We start from the raw sequence: 16,018 nt of genomic DNA, 5'->3' as shown, positions 1-16,018 counted from the left end.
ATCACGCCTGGGGGCATGGGCGTTCGGCGAAAAAGAGACCTCTGGCGGGGTCGAATGGTTGTACGGGATGGGTGGGAAAAGTGTTGTTGGCGTGACCTGCTGGTGAACACGCTTGAGGGGGGTGCGCGGGGCGGGCCGCGCGCGCTGCCTGGTGCGTGAGACGCGAGGCACGGGATACGGGACGCGAGGTACGGGGACACGGCATACGACAGCGGCCGGACCCGCCCCCGAGGCGGATCCGGCCGCTGTCGCGTTGCCGTGCAAGTGAAGCCGCTGTACGGCTACTTCGCCGGTTCGGGCTCCGGCGCGTCCTCGGAAACGGCCTCGTCGGTCGGGTCCGCCGGGACCTTCACGGAGTCGAGCAGCAGCTGCGCGACGTCCACGACCTGGAGGGATTCCTTCGCCTTGCCGTCGTTCTTCTTGCCGTTGACGGAGTCGGTGAGCATGACGAGGCAGAAGGGGCAGGCGGTGGAGACGATGTCCGGGTTCAACGACAACGCCTCGTCGACGCGTTCGTTGTTGATCCGCTTGCCGATGCGCTCTTCCATCCACATCCGCGCACCGCCGGCGCCGCAGCAGAAGCCGCGTTCCTTGTGCCGGTGCATCTCCTCGCTGCGCAGGCCCGGCACCTTCGCGATGATCTCGCGCGGCGGCGTGTAGACCTTGTTGTGCCGGCCCAGGTAGCAGGGGTCGTGGTACGTGATGAGGCCCTCGACCGGGGTGACGGGGGTCAGTCTGCCCTCGTCGATGAGGTGCTGCAGCAGCTGCGTGTGGTGGATGACCTCGAACTCGCCGCCCAGCTGCGGGTACTCGTTCGCGATCGTGTTGAAGCAGTGCGGGCAGGTCGCGACGATCTTCTTCGACGCCTTCGGCTTCTTGGTGCTCTCGTCCTCGTCGTCCTCGCCGTATGCCATGTTGAGCATGGCCACGTTCTCCTGGCCGAGCTGCTGGAAGAGCGGCTCGTTGCCCAGGCGGCGGGCGGAGTCACCGGTGCACTTCTCGTCGCCGCCCATGATCGCGAACTTGACGCCCGCGATGTGCAGCAGCTCCGCGAAGGCCTTGGTGGTCTTCTTCGCCCGGTCCTCCAGGGCGCCCGCGCAGCCGACCCAGTAGAGGTACTCCACCTCGGTGAGGTCCTCGATGGTCTTGCCGACGATCGGGACCTCGAAGTCGACCTCCTTGGTCCACTCCACGCGCTGCTTCTTGGCGAGCCCCCAGGGGTTGCCCTTCTTCTCCAGGTTCTTGAGCATCGTGCCCGCCTCGGACGGGAACGCGGACTCGATCATCACCTGGTAGCGGCGCATGTCGACGATGTGGTCGATGTGCTCGATGTCGACCGGGCACTGCTCGACGCATGCCCCGCAGGTGGTGCAGGACCACAGCACGTCCGGGTCGATGACACCGTTCTCCTCGAGTGTCCCGATCAGCGGGCGCTCGGCCTCGGCGAGGGCGGACGCCGGTACGTCGGCCAGCTGCTCGGGGGTCGCCCGCTCGTTGCCCTCCATGTCCTTGCCGCCACCCGCGAGGAGGTACGGGGCCTTGGCGTGCGCGTGGTCGCGCAGCGACATGATCAGCAGCTTCGGGGAGAGCGGCTTGCCGGTGTTCCAGGCCGGGCACTGCGACTGGCAGCGCCCGCACTCCGTACACGTCGAGAAGTCCAGCAGCCCCTTCCACGAGAAGTGCTCGACCTGCGAGACGCCGAAGACGTCGTCGTCGCCCGGGTCCTCGAAGTCGATCTCCTTGCCGGCCGACGTCATCGGCTGGAGGGCGCCGAGCGCGACACCGCCGTCGGACTCGCGCTTGAACCAGATGTTGGGGAACGCGAGGAAGCGGTGCCAGGCGACGCCCATGTCCGTCTTGAGCGCGACCGTGATCATCCAGATGAAGGACGTCCCGATCTTGATCATGGCGGTCAGGTAGACCATGTTCTGCAGCGTGCCGATGTCGGCGCCGCGGAACGCCGCGACCAGCGGGTACGAGAGGAAGTAGGCCGCCTCGTAGCTGTGCACGCCCGTCAGCGCGCCCTCCAGGCCACGCAGCGAGTAGATCGCCAGCCCGATGATGAGGATGACGGCCTCGACGAAGTACGCCTGGCCGAGGTTCGAGCCCGCGAACCGGGACTTGCGGCCCGCCCGCGACGGCAGCGAGAGCTGGCGGATCACGATCAGCGTGAGGATGCCCAGGGTGGTCATCACGCCGATGAACTCGACGAACATCTCGTACGGCACCCAGTGCCCGATGACCGGCAGGACCCAGTCGGCCTTGAAGAGCTGGCCGAGGGCGTTCACCAGGGTCAGTACGAGCGAGCAGAAGCCGATCGCGACGAACCAGTGCGCGAACCCGACGATGCCCCAGCGGTTCATGCGGGTGTGGCCGAGGAACTCCTTGACCACCGTGATCGTGCGCTGGGCGGGTTCGTCGGTGCGCGTGCCCGCGGGTACATCCTGACCGAGCCGCACATAGCGGTAGATCTGGGCGATGGCTCGGGCGAACAGCGCGACACCGACCACGGTGAGTACCAGCGACACAATGATCGCGGCGAGTTGCATGGGGGCTCCTCGGGCCTGCGAGGTGGAGTTCTGAAATTACTAAGCAGTAACTTAATGCAGTCCGTGCTGAGAGTACCCACTTATTCCGCCGCGATATACCCGAGCAGGCGGTGATCTACGTCGCTCAGGGTTCTCGCCGGTCGCAGTCCGTCCCCTCGTGTTACTCACCGCATAGTGGTGCATAACGAACTAGCTTGTGGATCGTTCGAGCTCGATGCCCACGCGGCATCACCCCGATACCGCAACCGATGGGCGGCGCATGAACGAGGCGAACCCCCCACAGGACCGGCCGTACCCCACCGTCCGCTGCGCGGGAATCCCCCTGACCCCGCTCGCCCCGGCAGCGGCTGCGGCGGCCGTCGTCCGGCTCGCGGTGTCCGGGGCGGGGGCCGACGTCCACCTCTGCGGGACGCACACCCTCGCACGTGCCGACCGCGACCCCGAACTCCGCCGGACCCTGCGCTCGGCCGCCCTCAACCTCCCGGCCGGACCGGGGGCGGCCTGGGCGGGGCGGATCGCCGGGCGCGGGCCCTCGCTGCCGCCGGTGCGGGTGTACGGGCCCGACCTGCTGCTCGACACCGTCCGGGCAGGCCGGAGGGAGGGCCTGCGGCACTACGTGCTCGGCGGCGGGACGGACCCGGACGCGCTCCCGGGCACCGGCACCGGCCGGGAGGCGCTGGAGCAGCTGACCGCCGAGCTGCTGGTCCGCTACCCGGAGACCTGCGTCGCGGGCGCCGAGCCGGGGCCCGGCCGCGAACTCACCGCCGACGAACGGGCGGCGCTGGCCGCCCGGATCCGGGACAGCGGAGCCCAACTGGTCTGGATCGGCGGTCCCGACACCGCCGAACAGCACAGGACCGCCACCCGGCTCGCCGCAGCCCACCCCGCCGTGTACCTCGCCGTCGGCACGGCCTTCGACGTCCTCTGCGACCGTGTGCCGCGCCTCCCGGTGCGACAGCGGTGCCAGCGGGGCCTGTCGGCGCTGCGGGGAGGCTCCCGCCTTCTGCGGGCGGCGGCGAAGGAGGCGTACGGGAGCCGAGGGCCGTACCGCGAGCTCGCCCAGCTGCTGACCGACGCCGAGGTCGACCTGGTGCTCGACGCGGGCGCGGGCGACGGTGCGTACGCGGTGGGGCTGCGCCGTGCCGGGTACCGCGGGCGCATCGTCTCGCTCGAGGTGCTGCCCGGCCTGCGCGAGCAGTTGCTGCGGCGTGCGGCGGCGGATCCGGCGTGGGCCGTGCTGCCGTACGCGCTGGGCGACGGCGCGGGCCCGGACGGCGGCCACCGGCTCGACGAGCTGTGGGACACGGTGACCGCACCGGGCGAGCGGCTCTTCGTACGGCTGCGGACCCCCGGGCACGAGGAGCGGCTGCTGTACGGCGCCGGGCGGTACGCGACGGAGTGCGTCGGGCTCCAGACGCGCGGGGAGCGGGCGGAGCCGGTGCCGGGGTATGCGGCGGTTCCGGCGTGGGGCGGGGGCGACGCGGTGCTGTTCCGCCGCGGGGGCGTGTGACGGGCCCGGGACACGTGAAGGGGCCCCGACGAAGCAGCTTCCGCTGCTGTCGGGACCCCTTCAGTGCTCCACCAGGGACGCGAGCGCCCAGGCAGTCGGAGGAGCGGGCGTCAGTGGTTGGCCACGCCGTTGCCCGAGAGGACCGGGATGTTGTCCAGGAGGTGCGACAGCGGCTCGTCGCCCTTGGCCTGGGTGGAGTTCTCGGTGCACTGCTGGTTCTGCGGCGAGGAGAGGATCGGGATGTCCTGGACGGAGATCGGGACCACGCCGATCAGCGAGCCGAGGTTGGCCTTGGCCGGGAGGCCGATGCAGGGCTTGTTCAGCGAGCCCTGGATGAGCGCCATCTGCGGGCTCATGTTGCCGTGGGTCTCGGAGTTGCCGTAGGTCTGCGAGGAACCGTTCCCGCTGAGGGAGTTGGTGCCGCCGTCGTTCCCGATGGCCATGGCCTGCGGAGCCATCATCGCGCCTGCGCCCGCCACGGTAAGGGTGACCGCCGCAGCGGCCATAGCCTTCTTGATCATTTTGCGTCCTTATGTTGTCGCACGAGTGCCCGCTTCCGGAGCGCTCTGACCAACTGCCGGACCGGTGATTGGTTCTCCCCCTTCACTCGTATGGCTTGATGATCACGGGAATGTGTGAGGCGGGTTGACGGAGGCGCCGGTACGGGCGATCCGGCCGTGAGCTGAACAGGTCCGATGGGGCCGCAGGCCGTGTCGTGTGCCTCTGCCGCTCGTTGCGAAGCGAGTGGGTCCTGATTCAGGGCACAACATCGAACAGAAGGTGCAACTCCCATGAACACTGCCAAGAAGGCCGCTCTCGTCCTGGCCACCGCTGGTCTCGCTGCCGGTGCCGCCGCTGGTTCCGCGTTCGCCGACGCCGGGGCCCACGGTGCCGCTGTTGGCTCCCCCGGTGTCATCTCGGGCAACCTGGTGCAGGTTCCGGTCCACGTCCCGATCAACCTCTGCGGCAACACCGTGAACGTGATCGGCCTGCTGAACCCGGCGTTCGGCAACACCTGCGTCAACGCCTGACGCTTGGCGCGGTGAGCCGGTCCCGGGGACCGGACAGCAGAAGTGGCGGTACCCGCTGGTGCGGGTACCGCCACTTTCGCGGCACGGAGCCTGGTGCGACGTACCTGGCCTGCCCGGCGTACTTCCGTGAACCGGAACCGACGTACTTCCGTGGGCCGGAAGGTGAATCAGTTCGAGCCGTTCTGGCCCAGCTTCACGCCGCCCAGCATCGGGGCGACCTGACCGGCGGTCTTCAGGACCTTTCCGGGGGCGTCGCCCTTGCCCGACGTCAGACTGCTCGCGGCATCGGCGGCGGCGGACACCGGGGAGTTCTGCCCCTGGAGCGCCTGCGTGGTCTGTGCGAGGCCGCCGTTGAGGCTCATGGGCGGCAGGGCCGTGCCCTCCGCGGCGAACGCGGGGGCAGCAGCCGCCGCACCCGCGCCGATCGCCATCACGGAACCGGCAACGACCGCAGCAACCTTTGAGTACTTCATTTCGAATACCTTTCTCCAGCGGCGCTGTTCACAGCCACGACTCTCGGGCTGCGGCACCATCCTGGAGATGCTGATGCGCCGCCGTCGCACTGTCTAACGATCCCTTTCCACAGGGGAAACCCCGCGCGGCGAACGTTTCTGCACCACATTCTTCAAGTTCCTTACGGTGCACGGGTGCGGCGTGCGCAGGAAAGGGCCCCGAAGAGCATCGGGATGCTCTTCGGGGCCCTTTCACCCTCGCGGGAGAACGCGCATCAGCGGTTGATGCAGGTGTTCCCGAACGCCGGGTTCAGCAGCCCGATGACGTTGATGCTGTTGCCGCACACGTTGACCGGGACGTGGATCGGAATCTGGATGACATTGCCGGAGAGGACGCCGGGCGAGCCGACGGCCACACCCTCCGCACCCGAGTCGGCCATGGCGGGCGCAGCGGCACCCAGGGCGAACATGACGCCGGCAGCGAGAACCGCAGCCTTCTTGAGCTTCATTTCGTACCTTCCTGCAGCGGCGTCTTCCGCATTCACGACCATCGCGACGCGTGTCCAGTTGCCTGTTCATGAGCACCGCTGCAGGACTTGTAACGATCGGCGCACCTTTAGGAAACTCCGGGGTGAGTTCCTGATCGAATGTCACCCGTATGTCGCCCGTATGTCACTCGAATGCATTCGCCGGTATTCGCTGTCCAATTCACCGGTCGCCCCGCGCTGCCCTGGTGGGTGGAACCGGCGGCCGGGAAGCGCGGGGCGTACGGCGGAGGGGGCCGCGGCGGAAGGGTGCGGTCACACGCGTGGCCGCCGCAACGTCCTGTCTGCGGCGGCCACGTGGAGGAGCGGAGCTGATCAGCGGTTGCCCGCACCGTTGCCCGAGAGGACCGGGATCGAGTCGAGGATGTGCGACAGCGGCTCGTCACCCTTGGCCTGGGTGGAGTTCTCGGTGCACTGCTGGTTCTGCGGCGAGGAGAGGATCGGGATGTCCTGGACAGCGATCGGGATCAGGCCGATCAGCGAGCCGGCGTTGACCTTGGCCGGGAGGCCGATGCAGGGCTTGTTGAGCGAGCCCTGGACGAGGCTGAGCTGCGGGCTCATGTCACCGTGGGTGGCCGAGTTGCCGTAGGTCTGCGAGGAGCCGTTGCCGCTGGCGGAGTTCGTGCCGCCACCGTCGCCGATGGCCATGGCCTGCGGGGCCAGGGCCGCGCCGGCGCCCACGATGGAGGCGGTGACAGCGGCGGTAGCCAGAATCTTCTTGATCACTGTGGTCCCTTTTCTGCATCTTTGCCCGGAAGTGGAGCAGCCTGATCAACTCCGTGGGCGGAGTTTGGTTCCGCCCCTTCACCCGATTGCCGTAGCGCGCGGGTGTGAACGGGTGTGACGGGTTGCCCGCCAGTGAGCCCCGTGCGCGCGGGGCCCGCCGTCGGTTTTTCCGCCTTGTGGTGATTCCTCCGTACGGTGGTATGCGCGCGTCCAGTCAAGATTTCCAACTGGATTTCTGACAAAGTGCACTCCTGCTTGGTCGCTTTGATCGAAACGGGAGAGCCAGTCATGAGGAAAACGACGGGTCTCGCTGTGCCGTATGCCCTGGGCGTATTTTCATGTGTGGCGCTTTCCGCCACGTTTATCTCGGCGCCCGCCGCCTCCGCTGAGCGGGCATCGGTGGGCGAATCCTCTGTGATTCCCTTCGCGCAGCGCTATCACTCCGTGCAGCACGGCGGAATCGTCAGGGTGGCCAACTCCGCCATCACCTGTACGGCCCCGTTCGCTCCCGCGGCCCGCTCGTGCACGAAGGTCCGGGCGGGCGCGCAGGGTGCCAACAGTGATTTCGACATGCTGTACATCGATGTGGACAAGGACCCCGACACCTACAACTCCAGCCGCGCCGACCTGGAACTGCCGAATCGTTCGCGGGTCAGTTACGCCCGGCTCTACTGGGGCGGGAATCTGCGGGTCGGTGAGCAGAAGCCGCCGAAGGACAACGGGCGGGTGCTGATCGCCGAACCGGGCGGTGCGTACAAGGCGGTGCTCGCCGACACCCGGATCGCGCACCGCACCGCCGACGGCAGCGACGCCTTCCAGGCCTCGGCCGATGTCACCCCGCTGGTGCGCCGGAGCGGGTCCGGCACGTACACCGTGGCCCAGATCAACGTGGCCAGGGGCCACTCGGCGGTCGGTGCGTGGGGCGGCTGGACGCTGGTCGTCGCGTACGAGAACGACAGCGAGCCGCAACGGAACCTCTCCGTCCTGGAGGGCTTCGAACCGCTCGGCGCGGCCCGCAAGGACCTGTCCGTGGGCCTGACCGGGCTCGGGATCCCGGCCGGTGCCTCCGGCCGGGCGGGGGTGGTCGCGTACGACGCCGACCGCACCGGGCGGGGCAACGCGCTGCGTGTCGCCGCCGACCGGCGCGCGGCGGTCTCCCTCGGTGACGCGGCCGATCCCGAGGACCAGGTGATGAATTCCACCGTCACCGATTTCGGCCGTCCGGTGACGAAGCGGCAACCCGCTTATATGAACACCCTTGGCTACGATTCCGATGTATTCGATCTGAAGCCTGCCCTGTCCCAGGGCGGAGACCGTTTGGATTTCCATTTCTCCGCCGAAAAGCGCGGGTATTTTCTCGGTGCGCTCTTCGTGCAGGCGGATACGCAGCGCTGAGCTCAGTTCTTCCGCGCTTCCCCCGGTAGCCCGGTGTCCGGGCCAGGCACTAAGAGAGCCGTACGTGCTGCCAGAAAACAGTTCCGCGAATCACCGGCTGACGGTTTTTCACCTCGTCCAGCCGGTGGAGGGTGGTGTCGCCCGGGTGGTCACCGACCTGGTCCGGGCGCAAGTTCTCGAAGGGATCAGGGCCGTGGTGGCCTGCCCGCCGGGCGCCGGTCTGACGGCGGCGCTCACCGGGGCGGGTGCCGAGGTGCACAGCTGGCGGGCCGGGCGGGCGCCCGGGGCCGGGCTGGTGGCCGAGACCGCTTCGGCGGCCCGGCTGATCCGTGCGAGCCGCCCGGACGTGGTGCACGCGCACAGCTCCAAGGCCGGTCTCGCCGCGCGGCTCGCCGTGCGGGGGCGGATTCCGACGGTGTTCCAGCCGCACGCCTGGTCGTTCGAGGCGGTGGGCGGGGGGACCGCGCGGCTCGCGCTGGCCTGGGAGCGGTACGCGGCCCGGTGGGCCGCGCGCGTCCTCTGTGTCAGCGAGGCCGAGCGCCGGGCCGGTGAGGCGGCCGGGATCGCCGCCCGGTGGACCGTGATCCGCAACGGTGTCGATCTGCGGGAGTTCCGCGCCGACGGCACCCACGCCCCGCCCGTCGCCCCGGGGCCGGGCCCCCTCGTGGTCTGTGTCGGCCGGCTCTGCCGGCAGAAGGGCCAGGACGTACTCCTGCGGGCCTGGCCCGAGATCGTCCGGGCCCGGCCCGATGCCCGGCTGGTGTTCGTCGGGGACGGCCCCGACCGGGAGGCGCTCGCCCGGACCGCCCCGCCCGGGGTGCTGTTCGCGGGCGCCGTCGACGGGATGCGCGGCTGGCTGCGGGCCGCCGATGTCGTGGTGCTGCCGTCCCGTTGGGAGGGCATGGCGCTGGCCCCGCTCGAAGCGATGGCCTGCGGGCGGCCCGTCGTGCTCTCCGATGTGAACGGCGCGCGGGAGAGCCTGCCGCCGGGGCACGACCGGTACGGGCTCGTCCCGCCGGACGACCCGCGGGCGCTGGCCGGTGCCGTCACGAAGTTGCTGGCCGACCCGCGGCTGCGGGATGCGCTGGGCCGTCAGGCGGCGGCTCACGCGCGGGCGAACTTCGACGTGCGGGACACGGCCGCCGCCGTCTCGGAGCTGTACGGCCGGCTTCTGGGACCCGACCGGCCGGATGGGCAGGACCAGGGACCTGTCCGCGGGATGCACCGATCCACGACGAGGGAGCGCATCAGCCGATGACGACGGACAGTGCACACGCTCCCCATCCGGGGCAGGGCGGCGGCGGGGTGACCGCCGTGCAGCGGCTCGCCCCCGCGATCCATCCGCCGCGCAGCCCGGACGGGCCGCGGACCGGGCCGGTGGGCCAGGGACGGCTGCGGCGGCGGCGCGGCGCCGTGCCGCTGCTCGCGGGGGACGCCCTCGCGCTCGTCCTCACCAGCGTCGTCGTGCCGGGGCTGCGACTCCCGGCCCCGGTGCTCGTACCGCTGCTGGTCCTGCATCTGGTCCTGCACAGCCGCAGCGGTCTCTATCTGCGGCGGCTCTCGCCCTCGGCCCTCCTCGAACTGCCCGCGCTGCTCGGCCATGCGCTGATCCTGTGGTGCGCCACGGCGGCGTGCCTCGCTGCCGCCGGGCCCTGGCGGGCGCTGGACTGGCGGGTGCTGGCCGCCGCCGTGGTCGCGCAGACCGTCCTCGGTGTCGCGGTCCGGGGCGGCGTCCACCGGCTCCTGCGCCGGTCGGCCGCCCGCCGGACCCGGCCCACGCTGATCGTCGGCGGTGGGGCCACCGGTCAGCAGATCGGTGCGGCGCTGTACGCGCACCCGGCCTACGGGATGCGCCCGGTGGGCCTGGTGGAGACCGGGTCCACCGCCGGGTCCGACGCCGATTCCCCGGTGCTGCCCGTCCTGACCACGCACGAGGACATCGGCCGGGCCGTCGTCCAGACCACCGTCGGCCACGCGCTCTTCGTCGGACCGGCCAGGGGCGGTGCCGACGAGCCCGCGCTCGTCCAGCTGCTCGCCGGGCACGGGGTGCAGCTGTGGCAGGTCGACACCGGCCGTCCGGGCCGCCCGGACGTCGCGGCCGACCACCTCTGGGGGTTCGCCGTCCGGCCGCTGCCGGTCCCCGGCCGCCCCGCGAACCGCTGGGCCAAGCGGGCCCTCGACGCCTCGCTGGCCTGTCTCGCGCTGCTCGCCGCCGCGCCCGTGCTCGGGCTGTGCGCGCTGGCCGTACGGATCTCCGACGGGCCGGGGGTCCTCTTCCGGCAGGAGCGGATCGGGCTGGACGGCCGCGCCTTCACGCTGCTGAAGTTCCGCACGCTGCGCCCGGACGACGAGCACGAGGCCGCCACCCTCTGGAACATCGCCGCCGACGACCGGATGAGCCCGGTCGGCAACCTGCTGCGCCGGACCTCGCTCGACGAACTGCCGCAGCTGTGGAACGTCCTGCGCGGCGACATGAGCCTGGTCGGCCCTCGGCCCGAACGCCCTTACTACGTGGCGAAGTTCACCGGTCAGCACCCCGGCTACCTGGCCAGACACCGGATGCCCGTCGGGATCACCGGGCTGGCCCAGGTCAACGGGCTGCGCGGGGACACCTCCATCGAGGACCGGGCCCGGTTCGACAACCACTACATCGACAGCTGGTCGCTCTGGCAGGACGTCTGCATCATGATCCGCACCGCGGGCTCCCTCTTCCGTCTCGGGGGGAGCTGACATGACCGCCCTCGGTACCGAGACCGCCCTGCCCCGGCCGCGTAGGCACCGGCCCGCCCGGCGGTTGCTCCACCGGTGGCCGGTCGTACCCGTCGTCGCGCCGGTGCTGCTGCTGGCCGTCCCCGTCGAGTTCGGGAACGGCTCCAGCACCTCCACCAACGTCTCCGTCTCCGATGTGGCGTCGGCGTTCCTCGTGCTGTTCTGCGCGGTACGGCTGCTGCGCCACCGGTCGCGCCCGCTGACCCCGGCCGCCGCGCTGGTGCTGGGCGTCCCGGTGATCGGGCTGGCCGTCGCCACCCTGACGGCGGACGATCCGGTCGCCGCACTGCCCGGCTTCGTGCGGTACCTCCAGCTGTTCGTGCTGGTCCCGGCCGCCGTCGTGCTGCTGCTCAGGGACGCCGGTGACTTCCGGGTGGTGGCCGGGTCCTTCGTCGTGCTCGCGGTGGTCCAGGGGGCCGTCGGCGTCGACCAGTACGCCACCGGTACCGGCGCCTCCTACATGGGCTCCGACGTCCGGGCGGTCGGCACCTTCGGCCCCACCGACATCATGGGGATGGCCACCGTCGTGGCGTACGGCCTGGTCGTCGCCCTCGCGCCGGCGCTCCGTCCCGCGCCCGGCGCGCCCCGGTGGCTGCGCCCCGTCGCACTCCTCGTCGCCGTCGCGCTCCTGGTGCCCCTGGTGTTCTCCTTCAGCAGGGGGGCGTGGATCGCCACAGTCCTCGCGGGCCTCGTGGTCGTCCTGCTCGCCGGGCTGCGCACGGCGGTGCGGGTGCTGGCCGCGCTGATCGCGGCGGCGGTCGTCCTGGTCGGGGGGTTCGGGGTCGGTTCGCAGCTCATCGCGGAGCGGCTCAGCAGCATCACCCGGGTCACCGACGCCCCCGACCAGTCGGTCACCGACCGGTACACGATGTGGGCCGCCGCGGTGAGCATGTGGCAGCAGGAGCCCGTGACCGGTGTCGGCCTCAAGGGGTTCCCCGCCCATCGCGACGGGCACGCCTCGCTCGGGCTCTCCTCGGGCAGCGACACCGCGGGCGCGGGCCACGCCTACGAGCGTCAGCCGCTGCTCTCGCCGCACAACATGTATCTGCTGGTGCTCAGCGAGCAGGGCCTCATCGGCGTCACCGCGCTGGCCGGGAGCTGGGCCGCGCTGCTGGTGGGCGGGGTACGCAGAGTGCTCGGCGCCCGGAGAACCCGGGGGTTCGGCGGATCCGGTGGGTCCGCCGCCGACTGCGGACTCGTCGCGGTGGGGCTCGCGGTCTGGCAGGCCGTCGACTTCCTGTACGCCGACATCGGCGGCCCCTCCACCGCCCTCACCGGCATCGTCTTCGGCCTCATCGCCTGGTGGGCGCTGGCCGGGCCGGGTCCCGGTACGCGGTTCGCCGGGGCCCGGATTCCGGAGCAGGTGTGAACGAGACGACCACGGGCGCACAACCGCGCGCCGGAGCCCGGACGGCCGTGCCGCCCCCGGCCGTTCCCGCCGCGCTCGCGCCGCCCGCCGAGCAGGGGCCGCCACGGCTCGGCCGGGTACTGGCCAGGGCGGCGGCCGTCACCGCCGTGCTGACCATCGCCGGTTCGCTGCTCGGACTGGTCCGGGACCAGAGCATCGCGCACCTCTTCGGCGCGGGCCCGGACAGCGACGCGTTCCTGATCTCCTGGACCGTGCCCGAGATGGCGTCCACGCTGCTCATCGAGGACGCGATGGCGCTGGTGCTCGTCCCGGCCTTCAGCCACGCGCTCGCCCGGCGCGCGGCGGGGGACCACCCGGACCCCGTACGCACCCTGGTCTCCGGCACGCTGCCCCGGCTGTTCGTCCTGCTCGGGTGCGCCACCGGGGCGCTGGTGCTGGGTGCGCCGGTGGTCGTGGACGTACTGGCGCCCGGTCTCGCCGATCCCCGACTGGCCGTGGAATGCACCCGGCTGACGGCCGTCACGGTGCTCTCGTTCGGTATCACCGGCTACCTCAGCGCGGCGCTGCGCGCGCACCGCAGCTATCTGCCGCCCGCCTCCATCTACCTGGCGTACAACGTCGGCATCATCGTGACCATGCTGGTGCTGCACTCGCTGTGGGGGGTGCGGGCCGCGGCGGCCGGGGTCGCCGCGGGCAGTGTGCTGATGGTGCTGGCCCAACTGCCGTTCTTCGTACGGAAGATGTCCGCCGGGCCGGGTGCGGAGGGGCTGCTGGTCCGCGGTGGTACGGCGCCGGTCCGGCCCGCGCGGCCCGCGCTGCTCGGCCTCGGGGTGCTGGCGCCGGTCATCGTCTTCACCCTCTGCCGCCAGTCCCAGGTCCTCATCGAGCGGTTCCTCGCCGCGGCGCTGCCCGCCGGGGCCATCTCGCACCTCAACTACGCGCAGAAGGTCGCGCAGGTGCCGATGGTGCTGTCCCTGATGATCTGTACGGTCACCTTCCCGGTGGTCGCCCAGGCCGTGTCGGACGGCGACGAGGACCAGGCGCGCCGCCGGGTGGAGCGGGACCTCGCGCTGGCCGGGGTCGTGGTGCTGATGGGCACCGCGGTGGTCGTCGCCTGCGCGCCGCAGATCGTCGAAGTCCTTTTCCAGCGCGGCCTGTTCACCGCCCGGGACACCGCGACGACGGCCGCCGTGATGCGGGTGTACGCGCTCGGGCTGCTCGGCCAGTGCCTGGTCGGCGCGCTGGGCAGGCCGTTCTTCTCGACGACCCGGCCCACCTGGTTCCCGGCCGCCGCGATGGCCGCCGGGCTGCTCGTCAACACGGTCGCCGGGGCCCTCGCGGTCGGGCCGTGGGGGGTGTACGGCATCGCCGCGGCCAACGCCCTGGGCATCACCGTCACCGCGCTGCTGCTGCTCCGCGGGCTCGGCTCGCGGGTGGTCCCCATCCGGGTGCGCGCGGTCACCGCGACGCTCGGCAGGCTGACCGTCGCCGCCACCGCGGCCGGAGCGGCGGGCTGGCTGGTCACGCCGCTGGTGCCGGGCGCACCGCTGGGTCTCGCGCTCGGCTGCCTGCTGGTGCCCGGTGTCTTCACCGCCGCCGCGCTGGCACTCCGCTCGCCCGAGGTCGCCGGTCTGCTCGACCTCGCCGAACAAAGGATCCGTCATGTCCGCTGACACGGCGTCCCGTGACGCCGCCCCGCTCGCAGCCCGCCCGCGCACCCGGCCGTGGATCCTGATGTACCACTCGGTGGGTGACCCGTCCGACGACCCGTACGGCATCACCGTCGCCCCCGCGCGGCTGGACCTCCAACTGCGCTGGCTGCGCCGGAACGGGCTGACCGGTGTCGGCGTCGGCGCGCTGCTGCGGGCCCGCGCGGCCGGGCGCGACCGGGGGCTCGTCGGGCTGACCTTCGACGACGGGTACCGCGACTTCCTCGACCACGCGCTGCCGCTGCTGCAGCGCCACGGGTGCACCGCGACGGTGTTCGTCCTGCCCGGCAGGCTCGGCGGTGAGAACGCCTGGGACGTGCTCGGCCCGCGTAAACCGCTGCTCACCGCGGCGGGCATCAGGGCCGCGGCCGACGCGGGCATGGAGATCGGGTCGCACGGCCAGTGCCACCAGGACCTCACCGGGACCACGGAGGACGTCCTGCGCAAGGAGATCCTGGGCAGCCGCGAGCTGCTCGGCCGGATCACCGGAAGCGCGCCGGACGGCTTCTGCTATCCGTACGGCGCCATCGACCGGCGGACCGTCGACGCCGTACGGGACGCCGGTTACACCTACGGCTGCGCCATCGACCCCGGTCCGCTCGGCGGCGACCACGCGCTGGCGCGCGCCCACGTCAGCCACGCGGACCGCGGGCTGCGGCTGCGCACGAAGCAGTTGCTGCACCGGGCCGGGGGGCTGCGGCGCGGGGGTGGCCGGTGAAGGTCCTGCACGTCATCACCGGGCTCGGGGTCGGCGGAGCCGAGCAGCAACTGCGGCTGCTGCTGCGGCACCTGCCGGTCGAGTGCGAGGTGGTCACCCTCACCAACCCGGGTCCGGTCGCCGAGGGGCTGCGCGCCGACGGGGTGCCGGTCACGCACCTGGAGATGAAGGGCAACCGCGACCTCGCCGCGCTGCCCCGGCTGGCCAGGCTCGTCCGGCGGGGCGGGTACGACCTGGTCCACACCCATCTCTACCGCGCCTGTGTGTACGGCCGGATCGCCGCCCGGACGGCCGGGGTCCGGGCCGTCGTCGCCACCGAACACTCGCTGGGCGAGCGGTACATCGAGGGGCGCCCGCTCACCCGTTCCACCCGCGAGCTGTACCTGCGCACCGAGCGGCTCGGCTCGGCGACGGTGGCCGTCTCGGCGACCGTCGCGGACCGGTTGCGCGGCTGGGGGATTCCGGCGCGGCGCATCCACGTCGTACCGAACGGCATCGAGGTGGACACCTACCGGTACGACCCGCTGCGCCGGGCCGCGACGCGGGCCCAACTGGGGCTGCCCGAGGGTGCGTTCGTGGTGGGCGGGGTGGGCCGACTGGTGCCGGGCAAGCGGTTCGACCTGCTGGTACGGGCTGTCGCGGGGCTGCCCGGGGTGCGGCTGCTGCTGGCGGGGGACGGGCCCGAGCGGGCGTCGCTGGCCGCGCTGGCCGGGCAGTTGGGGGTGGCCGACCGGGTGCGGTTCCTCGGTGAGTGCGCGGCGGGGGACGGGACGCGGGGCGCGGAGAGTGCCGCGGCGAGGGGCGCGGCCGGGGGCGCGGCACGGGATGCCGGGGCGCCGGCCGATCCCGCCGCCCTCACCGTTCCCGCCGTACTGGCCGCCCTGGACGTCTTCGTCTCCGCCTCCGAGGAGGAGTCGTTCGGGCTGGCCGTGGTCGAGGCGCTGGCCGCCGGGCTGCCCGTCCTCCACGCCGCCTGCCCCGCCGTCGACGACCTGCCCGCGGCGCTGACGCCCGGCGCCGTCCGGGTCGAGAGCCGGGCCGACGCACTGGAGGCGGAGCTGCGACGGCAACTCGACGCCGGGCAGAGGCGGTTGGCGCCACCGCCGCTCGTCGGCCACTACGACATCGTGCGCAGCGCCGCCGGTCTGCTGGGCGTGTACACGCGCGCCGTCGCCCGCGCGCCGGCCCGCGACCGCGCCTTTCCGTCCCTGAACGCGATCCCCTGAACGCCGTCCTCTGATCGCC

Annotated in this window: 14 protein-coding genes; 9 read left to right on the top strand and 5 right to left on the bottom strand. The window is 71.8% G+C overall.

The features are described 5' to 3' along the window. Positions 1 to 281 precede the first annotated feature (281 nt). Positions 282 to 2,549, bottom strand: coding sequence for a (Fe-S)-binding protein (locus OG709_RS17205; RefSeq protein ID WP_266642066.1), 2,268 nt, complete (start codon positions 2,547 to 2,549; stop codon positions 282 to 284). 259 nt (positions 2,550 to 2,808) lie between these two features. Here OG709_RS17205 and OG709_RS17200 point away from each other — a divergent pair, with 259 nt between their 5' ends. Continuing rightward, complete coding sequence (locus tag OG709_RS17200) at positions 2,809 to 4,059, top strand: WecB/TagA/CpsF family glycosyltransferase (protein ID WP_329166825.1); 1,251 nt, start codon at positions 2,809 to 2,811, stop codon at positions 4,057 to 4,059. Positions 4,060 to 4,169: 110 nt separating this feature from the next. Here the strand turns inward: OG709_RS17200 and OG709_RS17195 are convergent, their stop codons facing one another. Beyond that, on the bottom strand, positions 4,170 to 4,580 hold the full coding sequence (locus tag OG709_RS17195; protein ID WP_250302536.1) for a rodlin: 411 nt from the start codon (positions 4,578 to 4,580) through the stop codon (positions 4,170 to 4,172). 270 nt (positions 4,581 to 4,850) lie between these two features. On the opposite strand from OG709_RS17195, the gene OG709_RS17190 reads away from it, so the two are divergent. Beyond that, a complete protein-coding gene (locus OG709_RS17190; RefSeq protein ID WP_326694479.1) occupies positions 4,851 to 5,090 on the top strand; it encodes a chaplin in 240 nt (79 codons plus the stop codon). A gap of 167 nt (positions 5,091 to 5,257) precedes the next feature. Here the strand turns inward: OG709_RS17190 and OG709_RS17185 are convergent, their stop codons facing one another. The 3 genes from OG709_RS17185 to OG709_RS17175 form a co-directional block, all read right to left on the bottom strand. Beyond that, entirely contained in the window at positions 5,258 to 5,563 is a 306-nt protein-coding gene (locus tag OG709_RS17185; RefSeq protein WP_266642070.1) for a hypothetical protein, read from the bottom strand. A gap of 254 nt (positions 5,564 to 5,817) precedes the next feature. Then, positions 5,818 to 6,051 carry a chaplin gene (locus OG709_RS17180; protein ID WP_323136617.1) on the bottom strand — a complete coding sequence of 78 codons (234 nt, stop codon included), beginning with the start codon at positions 6,049 to 6,051 and terminating at the stop codon, positions 5,818 to 5,820. A gap of 351 nt (positions 6,052 to 6,402) precedes the next feature. Further along, entirely contained in the window at positions 6,403 to 6,813 is a 411-nt protein-coding gene (locus tag OG709_RS17175) for a rodlin (RefSeq protein ID WP_250302540.1), read from the bottom strand. A gap of 288 nt (positions 6,814 to 7,101) precedes the next feature. Between OG709_RS17175 and OG709_RS17170 the strand changes: the two genes are divergently transcribed. The 7 genes from OG709_RS17170 (at position 7,102) to OG709_RS17140 (ending at position 15,999) form a co-directional block, all read left to right on the top strand. Continuing rightward, positions 7,102 to 8,208, top strand: coding sequence for a DUF3344 domain-containing protein (locus OG709_RS17170; protein ID WP_329166821.1), 1,107 nt, complete (start codon positions 7,102 to 7,104; stop codon positions 8,206 to 8,208). A 64-nt stretch (positions 8,209 to 8,272) separates the two neighbouring features. Continuing rightward, positions 8,273 to 9,466 carry a glycosyltransferase gene (locus tag OG709_RS17165; RefSeq protein ID WP_250302542.1) on the top strand — a complete coding sequence of 398 codons (1,194 nt, stop codon included), beginning with the start codon at positions 8,273 to 8,275 and terminating at the stop codon, positions 9,464 to 9,466. Continuing rightward, positions 9,463 to 10,938, top strand: a complete 1,476-nt coding sequence (locus tag OG709_RS17160; protein ID WP_329166818.1) for an exopolysaccharide biosynthesis polyprenyl glycosylphosphotransferase — start codon at positions 9,463 to 9,465, stop codon at positions 10,936 to 10,938. Before OG709_RS17165 ends, OG709_RS17160 begins: the two co-directional genes overlap by 4 nt. 1 nt (position 10,939) lies before the next feature. Then, a complete protein-coding gene (locus OG709_RS17155) occupies positions 10,940 to 12,346 on the top strand; it encodes an O-antigen ligase family protein (RefSeq protein ID WP_326694481.1) in 1,407 nt (468 codons plus the stop codon). Further along, positions 12,343 to 14,019 (top strand): murein biosynthesis integral membrane protein MurJ, encoded by a 1,677-nt coding sequence (murJ, locus tag OG709_RS17150; protein ID WP_326694482.1) that lies wholly within the window; start codon positions 12,343 to 12,345, stop codon positions 14,017 to 14,019. Before OG709_RS17155 ends, murJ begins: the two co-directional genes overlap by 4 nt. Beyond that, on the top strand, positions 14,009 to 14,773 hold the full coding sequence (locus OG709_RS17145) for a polysaccharide deacetylase family protein (protein WP_329166815.1): 765 nt from the start codon (positions 14,009 to 14,011) through the stop codon (positions 14,771 to 14,773). The genes murJ and OG709_RS17145 overlap by 11 nt, the downstream gene beginning before the upstream one ends. Then, positions 14,770 to 15,999, top strand: coding sequence for a glycosyltransferase (locus OG709_RS17140; RefSeq protein ID WP_329166814.1), 1,230 nt, complete (start codon positions 14,770 to 14,772; stop codon positions 15,997 to 15,999). Before OG709_RS17145 ends, OG709_RS17140 begins: the two co-directional genes overlap by 4 nt. Positions 16,000 to 16,018: the final 19 nt, after the last annotated feature.

The sequence above is a fragment of the Streptomyces sp. NBC_01267 genome, assembly GCF_036241575.1.
In the GTDB taxonomy this organism is placed as follows: Bacteria; Actinomycetota; Actinomycetes; order Streptomycetales; family Streptomycetaceae; genus Streptomyces.
This window is presented reverse-complemented; position numbering and strand designations above follow the sequence as displayed.